Raw genomic sequence first — 22,313 nt, forward strand, 5'->3', positions numbered from 1 at the left:
ACGCGGTCTACTGGCTGTGGTCGGCACCGACGGTGACGACGACCTGTGCCGTGCACGGGTCCTGGTATCTGCACGCCGCAGATTCGGTGTCGGTGTCGATCTCCGTGACCGCGTCGGTCGAGATCCCGAGCGTTCTGGCGACCTCTCTCGCGGCCGCCTCGGCGCCCGGTCTGAACGAGACCGCGGTCGACGGGCGGTTCGAGCTGGAGGCGTCGCCGATCGGGCCCGCCGGGTAGCCGGCGTTCGTCAGCTCGGTCATCACTCTGCCGGCGAGGCCGGTCAGGCCGGTGCCGTTGAGGACCGCGACGCTGGTGTCGCCGTGCGGCGGCGCGGGCGTCTCGGCTCTCGTCGTCGCCTGTCTTCTCTGCGCCGCTCTTCTCGTTCTGGTGGCGCCGCTGGGCGTCTCGACGCGCACGGGGTCTCTGGTCGCGTCGTCTCTGCCGCCGAGCAGCAGGTACGCGGCGCCGGCGATCACGACGAGCGCGAGGATCACGAGCAGGATCGCGCCGAAGCGGCGACGGCCGTGCGGCTCCTCCTGCGGCTCCTGCGGGCCGCCGCGGGCGCCGTTGCCGCCGCGTGCGGCGGCGGCCGACTGCGGCCGGCCGCCGGGACGGGGGCGGGCGCCGGCAGGACCGGCGGGACGACGCGGCGGCCCGCCGGCTGCGGGCCGCGCGGAAGCGGGTGCCGGCGCCGGGGTCGCGCGCAGCGGCGGCGGGACCTCGGTCGGCGGGTCGTCGTGGTAGCCGTTGGAGCCGCTGTCGGGGACGACGCGCTCGCGCTGGTCGATCGCGGCGGCCGCGGTCGTCGCGCCGCCGACGCCGACGGCCGGGCGACCGGCCGGCGTCGCGGCGCGCATCGGCACGGACGGCTCGGCCGTGCTGGAGGGCGCGCCTGGCAGCGGGATCAGGACGGTCGCGGACGCCAGCGGCGGGCCGGCGAGGCCGACGGGCGCGGCCGGCAGCAGCTGCGGCCGCACCGGCGCGGAGGTGCTTGCAACGCGCGCGGCCGCGGCGCCGCCGGCTGCAGCGGCGGCCCCCACGGGCCCGACGGCGCGGCGCGAAGCGACGCCGCGAGCCGGCTGCGCCGGCGCCTGAGCGGGCGCGGCGGGGCGCGCAACGGCGCGGCGGGCCATGTCGAGCGCGGCCGCGACGCTGCGCTCCAGCTCGCCGATGCGGTCGTGCGCCTGCGAGCCCCACTCGCGCAGGCGCTTGATCTCGCGCGCCTGGGCGAACAGCAGCAGCGCGAACAGCGCAAGCGCGATCACGGAAGCGAAGCCGGCGTACGAGCCGACGTCCTTGATGAAGTTTCTGGCGGAGAACGCGAACGTCAGAAGCATTGAAGGCCGGGCAGTCTAGGGACTCACGCCGTCGGCCACGGCGCTGGAGCGTTTCACGAGGGTACCTGGGGACCCGGAGCGGTCCGCACGGCGGCCAGCTCGGCGACCTTCGCGGCGAGGCCCGCGGCGTCCCCTTCGAGCACGAAAAGGTTGATCTCGGCAAAGGTCGACTCGACCCACGCCTGGTTCAGCCGCGCCCGGTCCGCGCGCAGGATCTTCTCCGCCGCGGTCTGCTGCGGACGCTCGTACGGGTTGAACAGCTCCTCGTGGAACTTCTCGCCCGCACGCGCGCCGATCACCTCGATCGCGATGTCTCTCTCGGGGTCCAGGCCGGACAGCCGGATCATCTCTCTGGCGAGGTCGAGGATCTTCACCGGCTCGCCCATCTCCAGCACGAAGACCTCGCCGCTTCTGTCCGTCAGCGAGCCGGAGCGGATGATCAGCTGGACCGCCTCCGGGATCGTCATGAACCAGCGCTGCATGCGCGGGTCGGTGATCGTGACGGGGCCGCCGGCGGCGATCTGGCGACGGAAGATCGGTACGACGGAACCGGAGGAGCCGAGCACGTTGCCGAAGCGGACGGTCGAGTAGCGCGTCTGCGGATGGCGCGCGGCGGCGGCCTCGACGGCCCACTCCGCCAGCGCCTTGGAGGCGCCCATCACGGTCGCCGGCTTGACCGCCTTGTCAGTCGACACGAGCACGAAGCTTCTGACGCCGCTCTCGCCCGCGATCCGCGCGACGAGGCGCGTCGCGAGCGCGTTGTTGCGGACGGCCTCGACGGGGTTCTGCTCCATCATCCCGACGTGCTTGTACGCGGCGGCGTGGAAGACGACCGCGGGGCGGTGCTCGCGGAAGACCTCGCGCATCCGCTCCTCTTCCTTGCAGTCGGCCAGCACCGGCACGGCGGTGCGCACGTGGCGCTCGCCCTCCAGCTCGCGCAGGATCTCGAAGAGGTTGTCCTCGGCGTGGTCGACGAGCACGATCCGGCGCGGGTTGACGCGCGCGATCTGGCGGCACAGCTCGCCGCCGATCGAGCCGCCGGCGCCGGTCACCATCACGACCTCGCCTCTGAGGTACGCGCCGACGCGCTCCAGCTCCATCCGGATCGGCTCGCGACCGAGGATGTCCTCGATCGACAGCTCGCGCAGCTGGCGCATCACCTGCATGCCGCCGGATTCGCTCTGCAGCAGCTCGAAGACGGTCGGCAGCGTCCGCACCGGGATGCCGCGCTCGCGGCACGCTCTAACGACGCGGGCGCGCAGCGTGCCGGGGGCGGACGGGATCGCGATGATCACCTCGTGCGGCTCGACGTTGTCGAGCACGCGCGCGAGGTCGGCCTCGGAGGTCGTGCCGAGCACCTTCAGGCCGTGCTCGTCCTTCATCCCGCGCTTGCGCGGATCGTCGTCGAGGAAGCCGACCGGGTGCAGCCGCAGCGTCGGGTTGCGGACCAGCTCGCGCACGAGCAGGCGCCCGCCGTCGCCGCCACCGATCACCAGCACGTCGCGGGCGCCCTTGACGACGCGCATGCCGCGCTTGCGGCCTTCGAAGACGAGGTGCACGACGAACCGCACGGCCGCCATCGAGACGCCCATCAGCAGCACCCACATCGCCGCGACGCCGGTTGGCATGCCGACGGCGACCTGCACGTGGTTGCGCGTCTCGACCTGGACCGGGTGCAGCACCGCGATCCCGCCGATCACCAGCACGGCCGCGACGACGACGGCCTGAGCGACCGCTTGGTAGTCGCGCTGCCCGACGTAGGTCCACAGCCGCTGGTAGAGGCCGAAGACGACGAAGACGACGATGCAGACCGGGACGACCCAGTAGATCGTGTCGTCGCGCAGCAGCTCGTAGCGATGCGGGATGCCCGAGTCGAACCGCAGCTGGAAGGCGAGCACGTAGGCGAGGGCGACCAGCGCACCATCCACGACGAGCTGTATCAGCGAGTGGCGGTGAACTGGGAACGCTCCGGAGCGGTACCACCGGCGCATTGGTGAGGATTGTACGGGTCGGCGCCAGCGGCCGGCGGAACGCAGGTCCAGGACGGGCGTGCGCGCCGCGATCGGCCCGACCGCGGCGACGCGGCCGCGCTCAGGCCGGCGTCCTCGCCGCGTCCAGCTCCGCGCGGCGCACCGCGACGCGCCCGCGACGCTGCTGCAGCTCCGCGTCCAACGCGTCCAGCGCGCTGCGGCGGCGGTCCGCCAGGCGCTGCGTGCGCTCCAGGATCGCCTCCAGCTCGTCGAGGATGCGCGCGCGGCGATCGCGCGGCGTGCCCGGCGCGAGGAACTCCTCGCGCAGGACCGTCCGCGCCTCCTGGTCGGCGACCAGCTCGCGCAGCTCGTCGAGCGTCACGCCGAGCAGGTCCTTCAGGCGCAGGATCTCGGCGAGCTGCTCGACGTCGTCCTCGCTGTAGGTGCGGTGCGCACCCGAGGCGCGGCCGCTGACGCCGGGCATCAGCCCGATCTCCTCGTAATAGCGGATCGTGCGCGGCGTCGTGCCGACCGCGGCCGCGACCTCACCGATGCGCATCGGCCACCGCCAGATCGGCCTGCAGGAGCTCGTGTGCCTGCTCCTGCTTGCGGGTCGGGCGCAGCAGCGAGATGCCGGCGCCGACGAACGAGGTCGCGGCGAGCACCCACATCGCGACGTGCAGGTTGTGGATGAAGGGATCGAGCGCGGCGCTGGAGAGGCCGGTCGTGAGGCCGGAGAAGATCGACAGCAGCGTCTCCTTCGGGACGGCGCTCGTGACGATCGCCAGCAGGATCGCGATCGACAGCACGGAGCCGGTGTTCTGCAGCATCATCCGCGTCCCTGCCGCGATCCCGCGACGGTGGACCGGCACCGCGCCCATCATCGCGGCGGTGTTGGGTGAGTTGAACATGCCGGAGCCGATCCCGGTCACGAACAGCAGCGCCGCGGTGATCGCGTACGCCGTCTGCGTGTCGAGGATCGTCATGCCGGCCATCCCGAGGCCGGAGACGACGAGACCGCCCGCGGCCAGCGTGCGGGCGCCGTGCTGGTCGGCCCAGCGGCCGGCGAGCGGGGAGCTGATCAGCATCCCGACGGCGAGCGGCGCGAGCTTGACGCCGGCAAGGATCGGGTCGTCGCCGAGCGCGCCCTGGAAGTAGAGGACGAAGACGAAGGTGAGCGAGAAGCGCGACAGGCCGGCGACGAACGAGGCGGCCGTCGCGGACGAGAAGCCGCGGTCGGCGAACAGGCTGAGGTCGAGCATCGGCGAGCGCGCGTATTTCTCGATCACGACGAACAGCGGCAGCAGCACGACCGCGACGGCGATCGGCACGAGCGTCAGCGCGTCGCCCCAACCGACGAGGCCGCCGCGCGAGATCCCGTACGTGAGGCCGGTGAGGCCGACGACGAGCGCGATCGTGCCCCACCAGTCGAAGCCTCTCTCGGCCTCGGGGCGAACCAGCTCGCGCAGCACGAGCGCCGCCCAGACGGTGCCGAGCAGGCCGAACGGGACGTTGAACCAGAAGACCCAGTGCCAGGAGATCTCGACGAGCACGCCGCCGAGCACCGGCCCGAGCACGAGCCCGACCGCGGCGACCATCACGTTCGTGCCCATCGCGACGCCGAGCTGCTCGCGCGGGAAGGCGTCGGTGACGAGCGCGGAGGCGTTGGCGAAGATGAGCGCCGCGCCGACGCCCTGGACGATCCGCCAGAGGATCAGGTCGGTGCCGCCGGAGGCGAAGCCGGCACCGAGCGAGGAGAGCGAGAAGATCAGGAAGCCGGCGACGTACGCCTGCTTGCGGCCGAAGACGTCGGACAGCCGGCCGAACGTGAGCACCAGCACGGTGCTGGCGATCATGTAGGCGAGAATCACCCAGACGAGCGTCAGCAGGTCGACGCCGAGCGCCTGCTCGAGGTTCGGCAGCGCGATCACGAGCGTGCCGGAGTTGACCGTCGCGAGCAGCATCCCGAGGCTCGTACAGGACAACGCCCACCACTTGTAGTGGTGATGGTCTGCGCTGACGCCGATGCTTCGCCGTGCCATCTGGGCCTTCTTCCGCCGCCGAATCTGTTTCTTACGTCAACGTAAGATAGCGCGAGCGAGGGAAGCCGCCGACATGGGGCGGCGGGGGCGGTCGAACGACGACGGGCGGTCGAACGGCGGCAGGCGCGACGGAACGACGGCGCGGGCGGCGCGGCGGCGCGCGTCAGAACCCGCCGACCGGCGCGGCCAGCAGCTCGACGAAGTCGCGCGGGTCGCGGCGGATGCGGTCGGGTGCCGGCCCGGCGCCGGCGGCGGTCATGTCGGCGGCCCGGGCGCGCTGCGGAATCACCACGTCGGCAGGGTCGGTCAGGCGCAGCAGGCGCCCCTCCGCGATCAGCTGCTCGTCGACGGCGCCGAGTCGGCCCTCGAAGCTCGTGAAGACGGGCGTGCCGAGCGCGACCGCCTCGCGGTTCATCGTGCCGCCGGCGGAGATCATCAGGTCGGCGTAGGCGATCAGCGACTGCGCGTCGATCGCGCGCTCGGGGATGACGAAGCCGCCGGCCTCCAGCAGCTGCTCGCGCTGCTGCGGCGTGCGCGGCAGCACGACCGTCTGCGCGCCGCCGTCGCGCAGCTTCGCCAGCACCGCGCCGAACGTGTCGTGCTCGAAGCGGTGGTAGAGCGACACCTCCGGCGGCGTGCGCACGACGACGAGCGGCTGCGTCGTGTCGAGCTGGAGTTCGCCGAGGATCGCCGGATCGGGCTCGAAGTCGGCGAGGTAGTACTCCTCTTTCAGCCCCTCGTAGCGCCCCAGCTTCGGCACCGCGCCGTAGCGTGCGAGGCGCTCGGGCGGGATCGCCTGCGGCACGACGACGGCCTGCGCGAGACGGCAGTTGACGGTGTGCTGGACCGTCGCCCACTCGTAGTCGAACGTCGTCGTGCAGGGGATCTTCAGCAGCGCGGCGGCGACCGAGACGTCGTTGGAGCCGTGGCCGAGCGCGAGATCGAAGCGACCGTGTCTGCGCGCCCAGCGCACCAGCGCACCCGAGCGCTGCGCGAGGCCGACCGCCTTCGCCGACAGCTTCTCGCCGCGGTGATGGCCGATCGCCGTGTGGTCGATCCCGAAGCGCGCGCACAGCTGCAGCGTCTGCGCGAAGTCGCGCGCGGTCACGTGGACCTTGTGACCCTCGGCGCGCAGCAGCTCGATCACGGGCCGCATCACGAGCACGTGCGGCGAGTTGGTGAGGTCGATCCAGATGCGCATCGTTCGTCTCCTAGACCGCGTTCGCCGCGTCGGCGCCGGCCGCGCCGCTCGCGTCCGCGCCGTCAAGCGCCGCCTGCACCGCGGCGGTGACCTCGTCCGCGTCCGCGCGCGAGAGCAGCGGGTTCATCGGGATCGCCAGGTGGGTCTGCGCCAGCGCGTCGGTCGCGGGCAGCGGGATCACGTCGCCGGCCCACGGCGTCAGCGCCCGCTGCCGGTGCAGCGGCGTCGAGTAGTAGCTGCGCGCGCCGATCCCCGCGGCCGGCAGCGCCTGCGCGAGCAGCGCCGCGTGCGGGGTGCGGACGACCTGCAGTCCCCAGCAGGGGATCGCGCCCGACGTCGCGGTCTGCGGCGTCACCAGCTCCCACAGCCCGGCGGCCTCGTAGTTGCTCCAGGCGGCGCGACGACCCGCGGCCCAGCCGTCGAGCTGGGGCAGCAGCACGCGCAGGATCGCCGCCTGCAGCTCGTCCAGGCGCGAGTTCCAGCCGATCCGCTCGAACGAGACCTTGTCGCGCGAGCCGTGGAAGCGCAGCACGCGCGCCTCCTCCGCGATCGCGTCGTCGTCGGTCACGACCGCGCCGCCGTCGCCGAAGCAGCCGAGGTTCTTGGAGGGGAAGAAGGAGAGCGTGCCGACCGTGCCGAGCGCGGCGGTGCGGCGGTCGCGCAGCAGCGAGCCGGCGGCCTGCGCGGCGTCCTCGACGACCGGCACGCCGAGCGCCTCGATCGCCGCCACGTCGGCCGGGTTGCCGAACAGGTCGACCGCGACGACGGCCTTCGTGCGCGGCGTCAGCGCCGCCTTCACGGTCTCGGCGGTGACGTTCATCGTGTCGCGGTCGACGTCGCAGAAGACCGGCGCGGCGCCGGTCGGCGGGATCGCCTCCGCGCTCGCGTAGAAGGTGAACGACGGCACGACGACCTCGTCGCCGGGCCCGACGCCGAGCGCCTGCAGCGCGATCGTGATCGCGTCGGTCCCGTTCGCGACGGAGACGACGTGCCTGGCGCCGAGGTAGTCGGCCAGCTCGCGCTCGAACGCGTCGACCTCGGGCCCGAGGATGAACGCGCCGCCGTCGAGCACGGCAGCGATGCGCGCGTCGATCTCCGCGCGCAGCGGCGCGACGGGCGTCTTCGTGTCGAACAGGGGGACGGCCATGACGGCGGCGAACGCTATCGGGCTCGGGCTTCGCCCCGTTGCGAACCCTGCCTCAGACCGCGTTCAGCCTGTCCGGGTCCGGCCCGGTTCGCTCGCCGCGGTCGAGCGTCGCGATCGACGCCAGCTCGGCGTCGCTCAGCTCGAAGCCGACGACGTCGAAGTTCTCGGCGATCCGCGCGGGCGTGACCGACTTCGGGATCACGACGTTGCCGAGCTGCAGGTGCCAGCGCAGCACGACCTGCGCCGGCGTCTTGCCGTGCGCCTCGGCGATCGCGGTGATCACGGGCGCGTCGAGCACGGCGCCCTGGGCAAGCGGCGACCATGCCTCGGTCGCGATCCCGTGCTCGGCGTGGAACGCGCGCAGGTCGACCTGCTGCAGGTGCGGGTGCAGCTCGATCTGGTTGACCGACGGCACGACGTCGGTCTCGTCGAACAGCCGGCGCAGGTGCGCGGTCTGGAAGTTGGAGACCCCGATCGAGCGCACGCGGCCGTCCGCGAGCAGTCTCTCGAACGCTCTCCAGGTCGGCACGTAACGGTCGTGCGCGGGCGTCGGCCAATGGATCAGGTAGAGGTCGACGACGTCGAGCCCGAGCTTCTGCGCGCTCGCCTCGAACGCGCGCAGCGTCGTGTCGTAGCCCTGCTCGGAGTTCCACAGCTTCGTCGTGACGAACAGCTCGTCGCGCGGGAGGCCGGCGGCGGCGATCGCCTTCCCGACGCCCTCCTCGTTGCGGTAGGCGGCGGCGGTGTCGATGTGGCGATAGCCGGCGCCGAGCGCCCGCGTCACGGCCTCGGCCGTCTCGGCCGGCGGCACCTGGAAGACGCCGAAGCCGAGCTGCGGGATCTCGACGCCGTCGTTGAGCGTCAGCTGGGGGATCTTGGACATGGGTTCGAGGCTAGTACGGGCCGACGATGGCGGCTCTCAAGCTCTTCATCGCAGCGCCGATTATCGAGATGCCGGCCACGATCCCTCGAGCGGCCGACCTCGACCCTCAAGGAGACCGCGTGCCGCACCTCGACGCACAGAGCATGGACATCCGCGCCGCCGACCGCTTCGTGACGGCTGAGGAGCAACTCGGCGAGCTGCACGACGCGTTTCCCGGCGGTCCCCGCGAGCGCCTGCACCAGCTGCCGCTGTTCCTGCCGCCGCACGTGCTGCGCCGGATCGCGTTCCTCGACGCGCTCTACCGCCAGATCGTGCCCGTGCACGGCGCGATCATGGAGTTCGGCGTGCGCTTCGGGCGCGACCTCGCGATCTTCGACTCGCTGCGGATGCTGCACGAGCCGCTCAACTACGGGCGCAAGATCGTCGGCTTCGACACCTTCACCGGCTTCCCATCGGTCGACGAGAAGGACGGCGAGTACGGGCTCGTCCACGTCGGCGGCCTGCACACCGGCGACGACTACGACGCGTACCTCGAGCAGGTGCTGGAGGCGCGCGAACAGCTCGGGACCTACGAACACCTGCGCAAGTTCGAGATCGTCAAGGGCGACGCCACCGAGACGCTGGCCGCGTACCTCGAGCGCAACCAGCACACAATCGTCGCGCTCGCGTACTTCGACTTCGACATCTACCAGCCGACGAAGGACTGCCTCGAGCTGCTGCGCGGCCACCTCACGAAGGGCTCCGTGCTCGCGTTCGACGAGCTCAACTGCCCCGACTTCCCCGGCGAGACGCTCGCGGTCAAGGAGGTCTTCGGACTGGATCGCTACGCGATCAGACGCATCCCGGGAGTGAACCCCGGAATGCCGTCCTATCTCGTGATCGACTGATCGGCATGGACTGGGGCCGCCTCGGCAGCCCCGCGCCGTTACCCTTCGTCGTCCTTTGCCGCTCGTCCTCGCCTCCGTCACAGAACCGCTGATCAACTTCGCGACCGACGTCGTGGACAAGCTCGGCCTCGCCGGCGTCTTCGTGCTGATGCTGCTGGAGAGCGCCTGCATCCCGATCCCGTCGGAGGCGACGATGCTCTTCGCCGGCTTCAACGTCTCGCTCGGCGAGTACTCGCTGCTGGCGGCGGTGCTGGTCGGCTCGGTCGCCAACCTGATCGGCTCCTGGATCGCGTACGGCGTCGGCTACTTCGGTCGCCTCGAGCTGCTGGAGAGACACGGCAGAAAGCTGCACATCTCCAGAAAGAACCTCGAACAGGCCGACCGCTGGTTCGAGCAGTACGGCTCCTGGGCGGTCTTCTTCGCGCGGATGCTGCCGATCGTGCGGACGTTCATCTCGCTGCCGGCCGGCGTCGCGCGGATGCCGTTCATCCGCTTCTCGGTGCTGACCTTCCTCGGCTGCCTTCCGTGGGTCTTCGCGCTCACCTTCATCGGCAAGCAGGCGCGCGACAACTGGACGAAGTGGAAGGACAGCCTGCACTACGTCGACTACGCGGTCGCGGTCCTGATCGTCGCCGTCGTCGTGTACTACGTGCTGCGCTGGTATCGCAAGCGCAACGACGCCGTCCCGGTCGCCGACGAACCGGCGACGACCGACGCCTCCGTGTGATCCGCGCGCTCGCGAGCGGGGCGGCAGTGCGGGCGGCGCGGAGCTGATGGCCGACGAGCCGCTGCCGGAGGGAGCGGGCGCGCTGCCGCTGCGCCACGCGGTCGCGCTCGGCCTCTTGCACGGCCCCGCCGAGCTGCTGCCGATCTCCTCATCCGGCCACATCACGCTCGTGCCGTGGCTGCTGCGCTGGCCGTACGCCGAACTGGACGCGGAGCTGCGCAAGGCGTTCGAGGTCGCGCTGCACGCGGGCACGGCGGCGGCGCTGCTGATCGGGCTGCGCGACGAGGTCGGCGACGCGGCGCGCGGGCTCGACCGCCGGCGGATCGAGCTGATCGTGCTGTCGTTCGCGCCTGCCGGGGTACTCGCGTTCGCGCTGGAACGGCCGATCGAGCGGCGGCTCGGCACGCCCGCGACGATCGCCGCCGGCCTCGTGCTCGGCTCGCTCGCGATGGCGCTCGCCGACATGGCCCCGCAGGAGCGCTCGCGCGAGGAGGCCGACTGGCGCGACGCGCTCGCGCTCGGTACCGGCCAGGCCGCCGCACTGGTGCCCGGCATCTCGCGCAACGGCGCGACGCTCGCCGCGGCCCGCCTGCGCCGCTTCACGCGCGAGGACGCCAACGCCCTCTCGCGCCACGTCGCGCTGCCGATCATCGTCGCGGCGACCGTGCTGAAGGGCGGACGGTTGGCGAAGCGCGGCCTGCCGCCGCGCACCCGCGCCGCCTTCGCCGCCGGCACGCTCGCCTCGTTCGCCTCGACGCTCGGCTCGACCTGGCTGATCCGCCAGGTCGAGCGCGACCGCTCGCTCGCGCCCTACGCCGCCTACCGGATCGGGCTGGCGGCGGTGGTGGCGCGGCGGTTGCGGCGGGGGTAGGCGTTCGCCTCGGCGGCCTGGCTCATCCCGCCGCCCATCACTCAACGAATGTTCCACGAAACTGTGAGCGCTTTGTGAAGAGCGGCGAATTCGCCCATCGGGCGCGTCGGCGCTGTTAGCGTGACCCGCAACCGGCCGCGAACCGGCTCCGGCCATGGACGAGCAGGGGCAGCGCGACCGGATCGATTCAGAGGGGTAATCCGTGAAGAGACGGTTGCATTGCGTCGCGCTCGTATGCGCGGGCGCGTTACTCGCACAGGCCGCGCCCAGCTTCGCGGCGTCCTGCGAGAACCTTGCGCTGCCGGTCAATGGCGGCCTCGCGGAAGCGTCGTCGGAGAATTCGAACGGGCTCTATCCCGTTGCTGGGGTCAACGACGGCATCGCGCAGACGTCGGGCGGCCGCGGCTTCTGGAGCGACGACACGCCGGGCGTCTTCCCCGACTGGGTGCAGATCAGATGGGACCAGCCCACGACGATCAACAGACTCGTCTTCCGCATCGCGGTCTCGTCCCCGGCACTGCCGCTCGGCGTTCGCACACAGGCGAGCACCCGGATCCAGTATTGGGACGACTCCGCCAGCGCGTGGGTGGACGTCGTCGGCAGAAGCGGCCAGGCCAACCCGATCGTCGGGTGGACCTCTCCGTTGGACGCCGCCGACGGTAGCGAGCGCCGCCAGTTCGACTTCCCGGACGTGACCACGACAAAGGTGCGAGCGCTGATCGAGGACGGCGCCAGCGACGGCGCGTCCTGGATGGAGGAGATCGAGGCGTACCGGATGACCGACGACTGCGACCAGCCGGACGAGAACCTGGCGCTCGCCAGCAACGGCGGGATCGCGACGGCGTCGACGACCAACTCCAACGGCCTCTACCCGGTCAGAGGCGTCAACGACGGCGTCGCCCAGACCTCCGGCGGCCTCGGCTTCTGGAGCGACGACACGTCGAGAGTCTTTCCCGACTGGGTCCAGATCTCGTGGGCGGATCCCGTCGTCCTCAACAGACTCGTCTTCCGCATCCCAGTCGTCTCGCCCAGCCTCCCGGTCGGCATCCGGACCCTTGCCAGAACCCGGATCCAGTACTGGGATGAGGCGAGATCGGACTGGGTCGACGTGGTCGGCAGAAGCGGGCAGGACAACCCGATCCTCGACTGGATCGCACCGCTCGCCACGGCGGACGGCAGCGAGCGCCGCGAGTTCACCATCCCCGAGATCACGACCACGAAGATCCGCGCCGTGATCGAGGACGGCGCAACCGACGGCGCGTCCTGGATGGAGGAGATCGAGGCGTACGGACGCAGAGACGCCGCCAGACCCCCGGCGCAGAACCTCGCGCTGGTCGACAACGGCGGCAGCGCGTCGGCGTCTTCGACGCACAGCAGCGGTCTCTACCCGGTGTCCGCGCTCAACGACGACAGACGCGAGTCCGGCTCCACGCGGGGCTACTGGAACGACGACACGCAGAACGACTGGAGCGACGACTGGGCCCAGATCGGCTGGACCAGACCCGTCACTCTCGACAGAGTCGTCGTGCGGATCCCCATCGCACAGCCCGACTTCCCGGTCGGTGAGATCACGCTCAGAAGCTCCCGCGTGCAGTACTGGGACGAGGCGAGATCCGCCTGGACCGACGTCGTCGGCGCCAGCGGCCAGAGCAACCCGATCCTCGACTGGACCGGACCGATCGGCACCACCGACGGCAGCGAGACGCGCACGTTCGACATCGACGCGATCACCACCACCAAGGTCCGCGTCCTGATCGAAGATGGCTCGACCGACGGCTGGTCCTGGCTCGACGAGATCGAAGCCTGGGGCTGGGACGCCTAGCGACCCAGGTCAGTACGCGGCGCCGGCGATGCCGACGCCGTGCTTGGCCTCGAACGCGGCCTTGTCGCGCAGAACCTGTCTCGAGACCCAGGCGCGCAGGGCCGGCTCGTCGCTGTTGACGGTCGCCGACAGCAGGTGTCGGATCTTCGATGTCTGTACGTGCTGCGGCGGGCGGCCGGCGCTGCGCAGGCGCTCCAGCAGGTCGGTGTCCTGGAACCAGACGACCAGCTCCGGATCGAAGAACTCGCCGTCGGCGACCGCGAACTCCTCCAGCACGTCGCGCGTGAGCGCGAAGCACCAGGCGGCGAAATCGTGGCGCATCGGGCCGTCGACGGTGTCGGGGAAGACGACCGCGGCGCCCGCGTCGAGCGCGTCGCGCAGCGGCGCCCACCAGCCGGGCAGCAGCTCGACGTCGTCGTTGAGCACCAGCAGGTAGCGGCCGCGCGCGGCGCGCAGGCCGGCGTTGACCGGGGCGCTAAAGCCCTGCGGCGGTGCACCGTTGTCGATCACGATCAGCTCGTGGGCGGCGTCGGTGTTGGCCTGCGCGGCGGCGATGCAGCGGCGCACACGCTCGCCGGCGGCGTCGAGCGTCGGGATCACGATCGACAGCTCGATCGGCTCGCCGGGCGCGCGCCGCAGCTGCGGCGTCGGCGTGGCGGCCGGCCGAGAGGCGACGCTCGCCGGGACGTTGACGACCTCGCCAGAGCGGGCGAGCAGCATGCAGAGCGCGGGCAGTTCCAGGCCGGCGGGAGCGGCGGGAAGCGTCCGCGGCAACGCGGCGCGGCGTGTCGCGAGCGCCGCCGTGGCGACGGCGGCTGTGTTCGAGCCGGCGTCCGCGCCCGCAGCGGCCGCCGCGATGCCCGGCTGCGCCAGCGCGGCGAGCAGCGGCGTGAGGAAGCTGGGCGCTACGGTCGGCGCGCCGTGCATCAGCACGACCGCGTCCCGCGTGCAGTGCTGCAGGCCCCGCGACGCAGCGGCGGCGAAGCCCTGCGGCCGCTCGGTCTTGACGACCGTCACGTCGCCGTCGAGCAGGTCGAGCAGCCCGTCCAACTGCGGCGCGCAGTCGGCGACGATCACGATCTCGTGCTCAGGCTGGTCGACGCCGAGCTGCGAGATCGCCGTCAAGCAGCGCAGCGCCTCCTGCTCGGAGCCGTCGAGCACGAGCAGGAGCGTGGCGGTCGCGACGGGGGCGTCATCGCCAGTCGACGGTTCGGACGCGGCGACCGGAGTGGCCGCAGCGTGCGCGACCGTGGTGTCCGTCGTCGCGGCGTCGGCGGCGCTGGACCGTACGATCACCGGGGTACCGGCGGTTGCCCGCGCATCGCGCTGGACCGGCGCCCCGGGCGTCGGCGTCGCGACGACCAGGTACTGGTAAGCACCGAGACGCGCCGTCACCTCGGTCAGCTCGGCACCGAGCTGGGCGGCCGCCTCGGCGAGCGGCGTCAGCTCGCCTGGCAGCGGATCGGTGACGCGCGTGACGGTGTGCGGGTCGTAACCGGTCTCCTTCAGCATCGCGCCGGCCTCGTCGAGCGTGAAGAAGTGCACGTGCGTGCGATCGAGCAGACCGGAGTCCTCGTAGGTCCAGCGATCCTGCACGACGAGCGGGAAGACGACCGACCAGTGCTTGACGTTGGGGAACGAGCAGACGAGCGCGCCGTCGTCGGCGAGGTAGCGGCGCAGCGCGCGCAGCAGCCGGTGCGGGTCGCGCAGATGCTCCAGCACGTCGCCGAAGATCATCGCGTCGAAGTGCCCGTCCGGATACGGCAGCGACTCGAGCGAGTCGAGGTCCGCGACGATCACCTCGTCGAGGCGCTCGGCCGCCTGCTCGGCGGCGTCCGGGAACAGCTCGATCCCGACGACCTCGATCCCGCGCTCCTCGCGCAGAGCCCCTCCGAGCGCCCCGGCGCCGCAGCCCACGTCGAGCACGCGCCGCGCGCCCTCCGGCACGCGGCTGCGCAGCTCCGGCCGGCTCCAGTTGAAGTAGCCGTCGTCGCTGGGCGCTGACTCGCTGGCGCGAACACCGGCCGCGTCGGAAGGTCTCATGCGCGACAGCCCTCGCGCACTGCGCGGATCACCGCATCGACAGCGGCATCGTCGAGCGTGGGATGGAGCGGCAGGCTGAGGATCTCGGCGGCGAGCCGGTCCGTCACGGGCAGCGTCTGGCCGGCCGTCGCGAACGCCCGCGTGCGATGCGGCGGGATCTCATAGTGGATCAGCGCGCCGACGCCGCGCTCGGCGAGCGCCGCGCGGAGCATGTCCCGCTGCGGGTGACGGACGACGAACAGATGCCAGACGTGGCCGTCGCCGCCAGCCGGGAGCACCAGCCCGGGCACGTCGGCGAGCGCACGCAGATACTGACCGGCGATCTCCCGGCGACGGGCGTTGTCGACCGCGAGCCGCGGCAGCCGCACGCGCAGGAAGGCCGCCTGCAGCTCGTCGAGGCGCGAGTTGTCGCCCTTGATCTCCGAGTCGCCGCGGGCGCGCCAGCCGTAGGTGCGCAGCAACCGCAGACGCTCGGCGAGCGCGTCGTCGTCGGTCGTGACCGCACCGCCGTCGCCGATCGCGCCGAGGTTCTTCGTCGGGTAGAAGCTGAACGCGGCCGCGACGCCGAGCCCCCCGACGGGTCTGCCCGCGAACGTCGCCCCGTGAGCCTGGCAGGCGTCCTCGACGAGCGCGACGTCGTGCGCCGCCGCCCAGGCCGCGATCGTGGCGAGGTCCGCCGGTCGGCCGCAGAGATGGACTGGCACGACCGCGCGCGTGCGCTCCGTCCGCGCCGCGTCGAGCAGCGCCGGATCGATCGCAAAGGTCTCGGGATCGACATCGACGCCAATCGGCTCGGCGCCGGTGAGCGAGACGGCCATCCACGTCGCGACGGCGGTGTAGCCCGGGACGAGCACCTCGTCACCGGGGCCGATCCCGAGCGCGCGCAACGTCAGCTGCAGCGCGTCGAGGCCGCTCGCGACGCCGATCGCGTGTGCCGTGCCGCAGGCGTCGGCGAACTCACGCTCGAACGCCTCCACTTCCTTCCCGAGCACCCACCAGCCGCTGTCGAGCACGCGCGCGAAGGCGGCGTCGAGCTGCGCCCGGATCGGCGCGATGCCGCCGGCGAGGTCCATGAACGGGACCTCGACGCGCTGCTCAGGCGCGGGCGGTGCCGCGGAAGTCATCGTAGTCACGGACGTAGTCGCGCTCATCGAACTCCTGCGAGGCGAGCACGAGGCAGACCGACCCCGAGGAGAAGTCGTGCAGCTCCCGCCACACCATCGGCGGCAGGTAGAGGCCGTAGTACGAGCGGTTGAGGAAGAAGCGCTCGCAGTGCTCGCCGTCGTCGACGACGACGGTGAACGATCCCGACGCCGCGATGATGAACTCCTCGAACGCCCGGTGCGCGTGACCTCCGCGGCCCTCGCCGCCCGGCACGTCGTAGAGATAGTAGACGCGACGGATCTCGAACGGGACCTGGTTGCCGGTCTCGATCGGTGTGAGGTTACCGCGCGGATCGGTGATCCGCGGCAGTCTCACCAGCTGGCAGCCGGTTCTGCTCTCTCCGACAAGGACGCCTCTAGCAGCTGGGAGGTTCGTCGCCGGCTCCGGGATAGCGCTCATGCCCACGTGATCGGATCGGCGCGCGACGAGTTGAGCGGCTTGGTGACCGCCGACGCGCCGCACCCGCGTCCACGGCGCCGCGACGGCGGCGTGGCGGGACTCAAGCAGTGCGCACGACAACCGATGAACGGATCGTGAGCACGCTCGCCATCGACGCGCATGAGGACACCTCGCGCTCGCTCTTCAACGATCCGACCTTTCACGCCCTCAACGGCGCACGGCCACTGCTGCTGCGCCACAGCGAGGACGGGCGGCTCGTCGGCTCGCTCGGCGGCGCGCTGCTGGGCACGCGCTTCGTGTCGGGACACTCGGCGCCATTCGGCGGCTTCGACGTCGTACGCGAGCGCGAGGCGCCCGCGGCGATCGCGAGGCTCGTCGAGGCGACTCGCACACAACTCGCCGAGCACGGCGTCGAGGAGATCGTCGTGCGATGCCCTCCTGCGGCGCACCATCCCGCTTCGGAGACCGTCGTCTTCTCCGCCCTCGCGCTCGGCTTTCGCGTCGCGGAGGCGGACCTCAACGCACACGTCGATCTCCGCGCGATCGACACGCCGCAGGCGTATCTCGCGTCGCTGCGCTCGCCGGCGCGACGCGCACTGAAGCATGCCGACGGCGAGCCGTGGTCATTGATCGACGCAGGCGAGGACGATGCCGCGTGGGACACCGGCTATGCGCTGCTCGCCGCGAACCGCGCTGCGAAGGGACGGCAGCTGAGCCTCAGCCGCGACTACGTCGAGCGCGCCCGCCGCGCGTTCCCCGGGCGGGTGCGGATCGCGCTGCTCGCCCATCGCGACGACCCCGTCGCCGCCGCGCTCAGCTACCGCGTCCGTCCCGCCGTCGAGCTCGTCGTGGCGTGGGGCGACGCGCACCACGAGCTGCCGCGCTCGCCGATGAACCGGCTCGCCTACGAGGTAGTCGCGCGTGCGCTCGACGAGCGGGTCTCGATCGTCGACCTGGGCACTTCCACGCTGCTCGGCGAGGACGGCGTACGGCGCGCCGACGACGGGTTGCTGCAGTTCAAGTCGAGCATCGGCGCGACGCTGCAGACGCGGCTGGTGCTGAACGGAGCGGTGACGCGATGAGCGGACAGAGTCCTTCGATCGGCACCGCGACCGTCGACTACACGAGCGTCTACGACCCCGACACGGACTTCGACGTCGTGTACACGCACGCAACCGGACGGCGCATCGCCGCGACGCTGGCGCCCGGTCAGCGGATCCTCGAGCTCGGCTGCGCAACCGGTGCGATGACCGCGCAGCTTGCCGGCAACGATCGCGAGATCGTCGCCGTCGATCGGTCCGCGCCGTACCTTGCGCGCTTGGAGGCACGCGCGCTGCCGGGCGTGACGATGATCCTGGGCGACATCGAGCACGTCCGTCCCGACGGGAGCTTCGACCACATCCTGCTCACCAACGTGCTGCACGAGGTCGGCGATCCGACCGTCGTGCTGCGACGGTCGGCCGACTGGCTGCGTCCAGGCGGGCAGATTCACGCGACGCTGCCGAATCCGCGCTCGCTGCACCGGCTCATCGCCCTCGACCTCAGGTTGATCGAGCGAATCGACGAGCTGTCGGAGCGGGGCACGCGCTTCGGTACGCGCCGGATGCTCGACGCCGACGCGCTCGCCGCCTGCGCGCGCGAGGCCGGCCTGCGCATCATCAGCCGCGGCGGCGTGCTGCTGAAGCCCCTGCCGAACGCCACGATGGCGGCACTCTCCCCCGCCGCGCTCGAACTGATGGAGCAGCTCGCCGACCAGCTGCCGGAGCACTGCGCGATGAGCTACCTCACGCTGGAGCGCGCAGGTGGCTGAGCGGCGCGTCGTCGTCGGCGGCACGATCGCGGCGCTCGTCGCCGCGGACGCGCTCGGTGCCGCCGGCACGCCAACGCGGCTGCTCGCCCCCGCGAACGGTCTCGGCCGCGGATTCACGTCGATCCCGGACGGCGAACGGCGTCTCTCGCTCGGCGTCCGGCTGCTCGAGCTCTCCTATGAGGACGACCCCGCACCGCCGCCGCTGTCCGCCTACGCACCGGGGCTCGACGGGCACCGCCCGTATGCGCGCACGATCCGGCGCTGGACCGAGCAGCTGCTCGGCGAGCACCTGCGCGAGATCGCGCCGCCGCGCGTCGTGGTCGACGGCAGGCTCGTCGACGACTACCTCTTCACCGTCGACCTGCTTCCACTGGCGACGGCGGCCGCGCCCGCGGAGCGCGAGCGCATCGCAGCCGAGGCCGAGGCCGCGACAGCCCGTGGCGGGAGCGCCGGCGTGCTGTCCACGGAACTCGGCGAGACGACGCTCGCGACGGCGTCGCTCGCCAACCACGGGCAGACGTTCCACGATCGCTTCATCGAGCCACTGGCACGCAAGTTCGTCGCCCGCGGCTCCTCCTCGATCCTCGCCGCATGGCGGCGCAAGGCGTGGCTGCCGCTGTTCTGGCCCGAGACGGTCGCGGAGGCGTTCTCCACCGGCAGCGTGCGCTTCCGGCCCCGGCGGACCTTCCACGAGGTCGCGCCGGGAGGAGTCGGCGGATTCGTCGACGCGCTCGTCGCGCGGGTGCGCTCGCACGCGTCCGTCGAATTCGTGCAGGTGGGGAAGCTGACCGCGATCGAATCGCGCCCCCGCGCGGTGACGCTGCGGTTCGACGACGGGCATGCCGAGCGGGCGGCTCGGCCCGCCGTCGGCGTCCCGCCGGCCGAGCTGTACGCCGCCGCGGCCGTGCCGTTCGAGCTCGCCCGGATGCGGACGGTGCTCGCCTGGATCGAAGGCGACCGCGAGACGCTCGCCCCCGGCGTCGACCTCGCGCACGTGCTCGACCCAGGCAACCCCGTCGTCCGCTTCAGCGGCGGATCGACCACACCGGCGCCCGGTCGGCGGATCGTGTGCGTCGAGCTGCGCCACGACCTCCCGCAGCAGGACGCCGCGGCCGCGGCGATCGCAGGGTTGCGGGAGGCCGGCGTGCTGACGGGCGAAGCCGAGGCGGTCAGAGCGAGCGCGGCGCAGATGCTGCCGGTGCCCGACGGTGCGACGCGCGCGCAGATGACCGCCGCGGCGGTCGCGTTCGCCGCCCGTGGGCACGACCTTCGCCTGCTCGGCGCGGCGGTCGCACCGGGTGCAGACAGCCTCAACGAACAGATCGTCCAAGGACTGCAAGCCGCAGAGGAGCTTCGATGACGGGCACGACCACCGCGGATCTCGACACGTTCGCGCGCGACTACTACCTCGGCCGCGGCGCCGACGATCTCGATCTCGAGGAGCGCCAGCAGGAGCTGAGCCTGGAGCGCCTGCGGCCGTTCCTGCAGGGGCGGGTGCTCGAGCTGGGCTTCGGAACCGGTCGCATGGCCGCGACGCTGTTGCGCGCGGGCGTCGACACGTCGGTCGTCGAGGGCTCCCCGCTGCTGGTCGAGGAGGCGCGCCGGCGCCATCCGCACCTGGACGTCTACGAAGGGATGTTCGAGTCGTTCGTGCCGCCCGGCCCCGTCGACACGCTGCTCGCCGCCCACGTCTTCGAGCACGTCGACGACCCGCGTTCCCTGATGGTCCATCTGCGGTCGTGGCTGCGTCCCGGCGGCACCTTGATCGCTGTCGTGCCGAATGCCGAGTCGCTGCATCGCCGGCTCGCGGTGCGGATGGGCCTGCAGCCCGAGCTCGACACGCTCTCGCCGCGCGACCACCTCGTCGGCCACCAGCGCGTCTACACGATCGCCGGCCTCGGCGACGACATGCGCGCGGCCGGGTACGACGTGCGCGAAGCGACCGGGTGGTTCCTCAAGACCGTGCCGAACTCGATGATGCTCGGCTGGCCGCAGGAGCTGATCGACTCGCTGTTCGGCATCTCCGAGGAACTCGACCCGCGCCAGCTCGCGAACATCGCCGTCGTTGCGACACGCGAGTGACGATGCCGGACGACGGCGTGACCAGCGGCATGCAGCGGTCCAGCCTGCTGCGCGCCGGCACCAACGAACAGGCGCTCGATCGCGCACGCGTCGGCATGGCGCGCAACGCGACCCTGTTCGCGGCGTTCGAGGCCGAGGCGATGCGGATGCATGCGGCGGGTGATGAGCTCGCCTCCGCCGCGTGGGCGCAGATCGCGTTCCACATCGGCTGGGCGTTTCCGAGCGGAACGTTCATGTCGCCGCGACTCGAACGGCTCCTGTTGGAATTGGGACGAAGACACGTGCCAGGTGGCGAGACGCAGGCCGCAAGCGCAGCGCCCGCGAGCGTCCTGCACGTGATGACGGAAGCCTATCCGTCCGGCGGGCACACGCGGATGGTCGAGCGGTGGATCGAACGGGACCAGCGCACGGCCACGATCGCGCTGACCGCGCAGACTGCCGAGGTTCCGACGGTCCTGACCGAGACCGCGGCCGCGAACGACGTGCCGATCGTCTCGCTGGAGCAGGACGGCGACCTCTTCGCGCGTGCACGACGACTGCGGCAGCTCGCCTGCGCGCATGATCTCGTCGTCCTGCACACGCACATGCACGACGTGGTGCCGGCACTCGCGCTCGCCGATCCGGTCGGCCGCCCCGCGACGGTGATGTTCGAACACGCCAGCCACATGATCAGCGCGGGCATCGGCGTCTCCGACGTCGTCGCGTGCATGCGCCCGATCGACGCCCGCGTCTCCCGCAGCCGGCGCGGTCTCGACTCCGAGCGAGTCTGCGTGCTGCCGCTCTTGGAGGGGAGACGCCACCTCCCGCCGCGGGCGCTGGCGCGCGCGGAGCTTGGGCTTCCCGCCGACGCGCCGGTGTTCCTCACGATCGCGGCCGCTTGGAAGATCCACGCGGTCATCGCGCCGACGTTCGGCGACATCTCATCGGCGGTGATGGACGCGGTTCCCGGCGCATACCACCTCGTCGCGGGACCGCAGATGAGCCCGCAGTGGCGGCGCGTGATCGAGGATCACGGCGATCGCGTCCGCGTGCTCGGCGGCGTGCTCGAGATCGAGCCCCTGCTCAGCGCCGCCGACGTCTACCTCGACGCGTGGCCGGTGAGCGGCTCGACGACGATCCTCGACGTCGCGGCTGCGCAGCTGCCGATCATCGCGTTCGGTGACGGCAGCGCCGGCCTCGCGATGGTGAAGGCGCTCGAACCACTCGGGTCAGGCGCGATCGAAGCGTCGACGACGGCGGCGGTTGGACAGCTCGCCGCCGCGCTGATGGCCGATCCCGCGCGTCGACGAGCGATGGGCCAGGCGGTCACCGACGCCAGACAGCGCGACCACGGGCGCGGCTGGAACAGACACCTCGAGGCCGTCGTCGAGCGTGCCGTCGAACTGCGGGGCACCGCGCGCGTGCCGGAAGCGATCCATGACACGCTCGTCGCCGACTGGGAGAGCGTCATCCACCTGCAACTCGGCGACAGTGCCGGCTACACCGCGCAGTCGCTGATGTGGCTGCACGCGAGATTGCTCCCGGCCCCGCTGCAGCCACCGAACGCGGTCGCTGCCGCCGTGCAGGTCGAGCGGCTGGTCGCCGAACACGCGGCCAGACCGCGACGGCGCGCGGTGGCCGCGCCGGCGCTCACGAGCACGGCCGTGCGTCAGACGCTCGCGCAGCTGCGGGGGCTGCTGGCCGCCGGCGAGATCGACGCGTGCATCGTCGCGCTTCCGCCCGACCGGCTCGATGAAGGGCTGGAGCTCCTGCAGGCCGCGATCGACACCGACGGCGATCTCGCGATCGACCTCGACGTCCTCCCCGCCTCGCTGTCCGACGTCGCGCGCTGCGAGGATCTCGTGCTCACGTGAGGCGCACGCGACGCGAAGCGCGCTGAACCCCGCGAACGGGAGCGCCCGACACCACCCCACCGCTTCCGCGACAATG

The 22,313-nt window shown here is 71.9% G+C and carries 19 protein-coding genes; 9 read left to right on the plus strand and 10 right to left on the minus strand.

Going from position 1 to position 22,313, the window contains the following annotated elements; translation table 11 throughout:
• Positions 1–7: 7 nt before the first annotated feature.
• From Q7L65_RS13125 to Q7L65_RS13155, 7 genes are all read right to left on the minus strand, one after another.
• Positions 8–1,336: a LytR C-terminal domain-containing protein gene (locus Q7L65_RS13125; RefSeq protein WP_304721795.1), complete on the minus strand. Its 1,329-nt coding sequence runs from the start codon at positions 1,334–1,336 to the stop codon at positions 8–10.
• A 53-nt stretch (positions 1,337–1,389) separates the two neighbouring features.
• The gene (locus Q7L65_RS13130; protein ID WP_304721796.1) at positions 1,390–3,327 is read right to left on the minus strand and encodes a nucleoside-diphosphate sugar epimerase/dehydratase; all 1,938 of its coding nucleotides are present in this window, start codon (positions 3,325–3,327) and stop codon (positions 1,390–1,392) included.
• A gap of 100 nt (positions 3,328–3,427) precedes the next feature.
• Positions 3,428–3,865, minus strand: a complete 438-nt coding sequence (locus Q7L65_RS13135; protein ID WP_304721797.1) for a MerR family transcriptional regulator — start codon at positions 3,863–3,865, stop codon at positions 3,428–3,430.
• Positions 3,852–5,348: an MFS transporter gene (locus Q7L65_RS13140; protein WP_304721798.1), complete on the minus strand. Its 1,497-nt coding sequence runs from the start codon at positions 5,346–5,348 to the stop codon at positions 3,852–3,854. The genes Q7L65_RS13135 and Q7L65_RS13140 overlap by 14 nt, the downstream gene beginning before the upstream one ends.
• A 163-nt stretch (positions 5,349–5,511) precedes the next feature.
• Positions 5,512–6,549 (minus strand): DUF354 domain-containing protein, encoded by a 1,038-nt coding sequence (locus tag Q7L65_RS13145; protein ID WP_304721799.1) that lies wholly within the window; start codon positions 6,547–6,549, stop codon positions 5,512–5,514.
• Between the two features lie 10 nt (positions 6,550–6,559).
• The gene (locus Q7L65_RS13150; protein ID WP_304721800.1) at positions 6,560–7,696 is read right to left on the minus strand and encodes a DegT/DnrJ/EryC1/StrS aminotransferase family protein; all 1,137 of its coding nucleotides are present in this window, start codon (positions 7,694–7,696) and stop codon (positions 6,560–6,562) included.
• 52 nt (positions 7,697–7,748) lie between these two features.
• Entirely contained in the window at positions 7,749–8,579 is an 831-nt protein-coding gene (locus Q7L65_RS13155) for an aldo/keto reductase (RefSeq protein WP_304721801.1), read from the minus strand.
• Between the two features lie 119 nt (positions 8,580–8,698).
• Here Q7L65_RS13155 and Q7L65_RS13160 point away from each other — a divergent pair, with 119 nt between their 5' ends.
• From Q7L65_RS13160 to Q7L65_RS13175, 4 genes are all read left to right on the plus strand, one after another.
• The gene (locus Q7L65_RS13160) at positions 8,699–9,466 is read left to right on the plus strand and encodes a TylF/MycF/NovP-related O-methyltransferase (protein WP_304721802.1); all 768 of its coding nucleotides are present in this window, start codon (positions 8,699–8,701) and stop codon (positions 9,464–9,466) included.
• A 55-nt stretch (positions 9,467–9,521) separates the two neighbouring features.
• Positions 9,522–10,193, plus strand: a complete 672-nt coding sequence (locus Q7L65_RS13165; protein WP_304721803.1) for a DedA family protein — start codon at positions 9,522–9,524, stop codon at positions 10,191–10,193.
• A 46-nt stretch (positions 10,194–10,239) separates the two neighbouring features.
• Positions 10,240–11,064, plus strand: coding sequence for an undecaprenyl-diphosphate phosphatase (locus Q7L65_RS13170; protein ID WP_304721804.1), 825 nt, complete (start codon positions 10,240–10,242; stop codon positions 11,062–11,064).
• 202 nt (positions 11,065–11,266) lie between these two features.
• Positions 11,267–12,886 carry a hypothetical protein gene (locus Q7L65_RS13175; protein ID WP_304721805.1) on the plus strand — a complete coding sequence of 540 codons (1,620 nt, stop codon included), beginning with the start codon at positions 11,267–11,269 and terminating at the stop codon, positions 12,884–12,886.
• 9 nt (positions 12,887–12,895) lie between these two features.
• Here the strand turns inward: Q7L65_RS13175 and Q7L65_RS13180 are convergent, their stop codons facing one another.
• From Q7L65_RS13180 to Q7L65_RS13190, 3 genes are read right to left on the minus strand one after another with little or no spacing between them, the layout of a single operon-like run.
• Positions 12,896–14,929 carry a glycosyltransferase gene (locus Q7L65_RS13180; protein WP_304721806.1) on the minus strand — a complete coding sequence of 678 codons (2,034 nt, stop codon included), beginning with the start codon at positions 14,927–14,929 and terminating at the stop codon, positions 12,896–12,898.
• Positions 14,926–16,053 (minus strand): DegT/DnrJ/EryC1/StrS aminotransferase family protein, encoded by a 1,128-nt coding sequence (locus Q7L65_RS13185; protein ID WP_304721807.1) that lies wholly within the window; start codon positions 16,051–16,053, stop codon positions 14,926–14,928. Before Q7L65_RS13185 ends, Q7L65_RS13180 begins: the two co-directional genes overlap by 4 nt.
• Positions 16,025–16,492: an FdtA/QdtA family cupin domain-containing protein gene (locus Q7L65_RS13190; protein WP_304721808.1), complete on the minus strand. Its 468-nt coding sequence runs from the start codon at positions 16,490–16,492 to the stop codon at positions 16,025–16,027. The genes Q7L65_RS13185 and Q7L65_RS13190 overlap by 29 nt, the downstream gene beginning before the upstream one ends.
• Positions 16,493–16,626: 134 nt before the next feature.
• On the opposite strand from Q7L65_RS13190, the gene Q7L65_RS13195 reads away from it, so the two are divergent.
• From Q7L65_RS13195 to Q7L65_RS13215, 5 genes are read left to right on the plus strand one after another with little or no spacing between them, the layout of a single operon-like run.
• Positions 16,627–17,574 carry a GNAT family N-acetyltransferase gene (locus Q7L65_RS13195; protein WP_304721809.1) on the plus strand — a complete coding sequence of 316 codons (948 nt, stop codon included), beginning with the start codon at positions 16,627–16,629 and terminating at the stop codon, positions 17,572–17,574.
• On the plus strand, positions 17,571–18,302 hold the full coding sequence (locus tag Q7L65_RS13200) for a trans-aconitate 2-methyltransferase (RefSeq protein WP_304721810.1): 732 nt from the start codon (positions 17,571–17,573) through the stop codon (positions 18,300–18,302). Before Q7L65_RS13195 ends, Q7L65_RS13200 begins: the two co-directional genes overlap by 4 nt.
• Positions 18,295–19,662: a hypothetical protein gene (locus Q7L65_RS13205; RefSeq protein WP_304721811.1), complete on the plus strand. Its 1,368-nt coding sequence runs from the start codon at positions 18,295–18,297 to the stop codon at positions 19,660–19,662. Before Q7L65_RS13200 ends, Q7L65_RS13205 begins: the two co-directional genes overlap by 8 nt.
• Entirely contained in the window at positions 19,659–20,384 is a 726-nt protein-coding gene (locus tag Q7L65_RS13210; protein WP_304721812.1) for a bifunctional 2-polyprenyl-6-hydroxyphenol methylase/3-demethylubiquinol 3-O-methyltransferase UbiG, read from the plus strand. The genes Q7L65_RS13205 and Q7L65_RS13210 overlap by 4 nt, the downstream gene beginning before the upstream one ends.
• Before the next feature lie 2 nt (positions 20,385–20,386).
• Positions 20,387–22,237: a hypothetical protein gene (locus tag Q7L65_RS13215; protein ID WP_304721813.1), complete on the plus strand. Its 1,851-nt coding sequence runs from the start codon at positions 20,387–20,389 to the stop codon at positions 22,235–22,237.
• The last annotated feature ends 76 nt before the right edge of the window (positions 22,238–22,313 follow it).

It is taken from the genome of Conexibacter sp. CPCC 206217 (genome assembly GCF_030646165.1).
In the GTDB taxonomy this organism is placed as follows: Bacteria; Actinomycetota; Thermoleophilia; order Solirubrobacterales; family Solirubrobacteraceae; genus Conexibacter.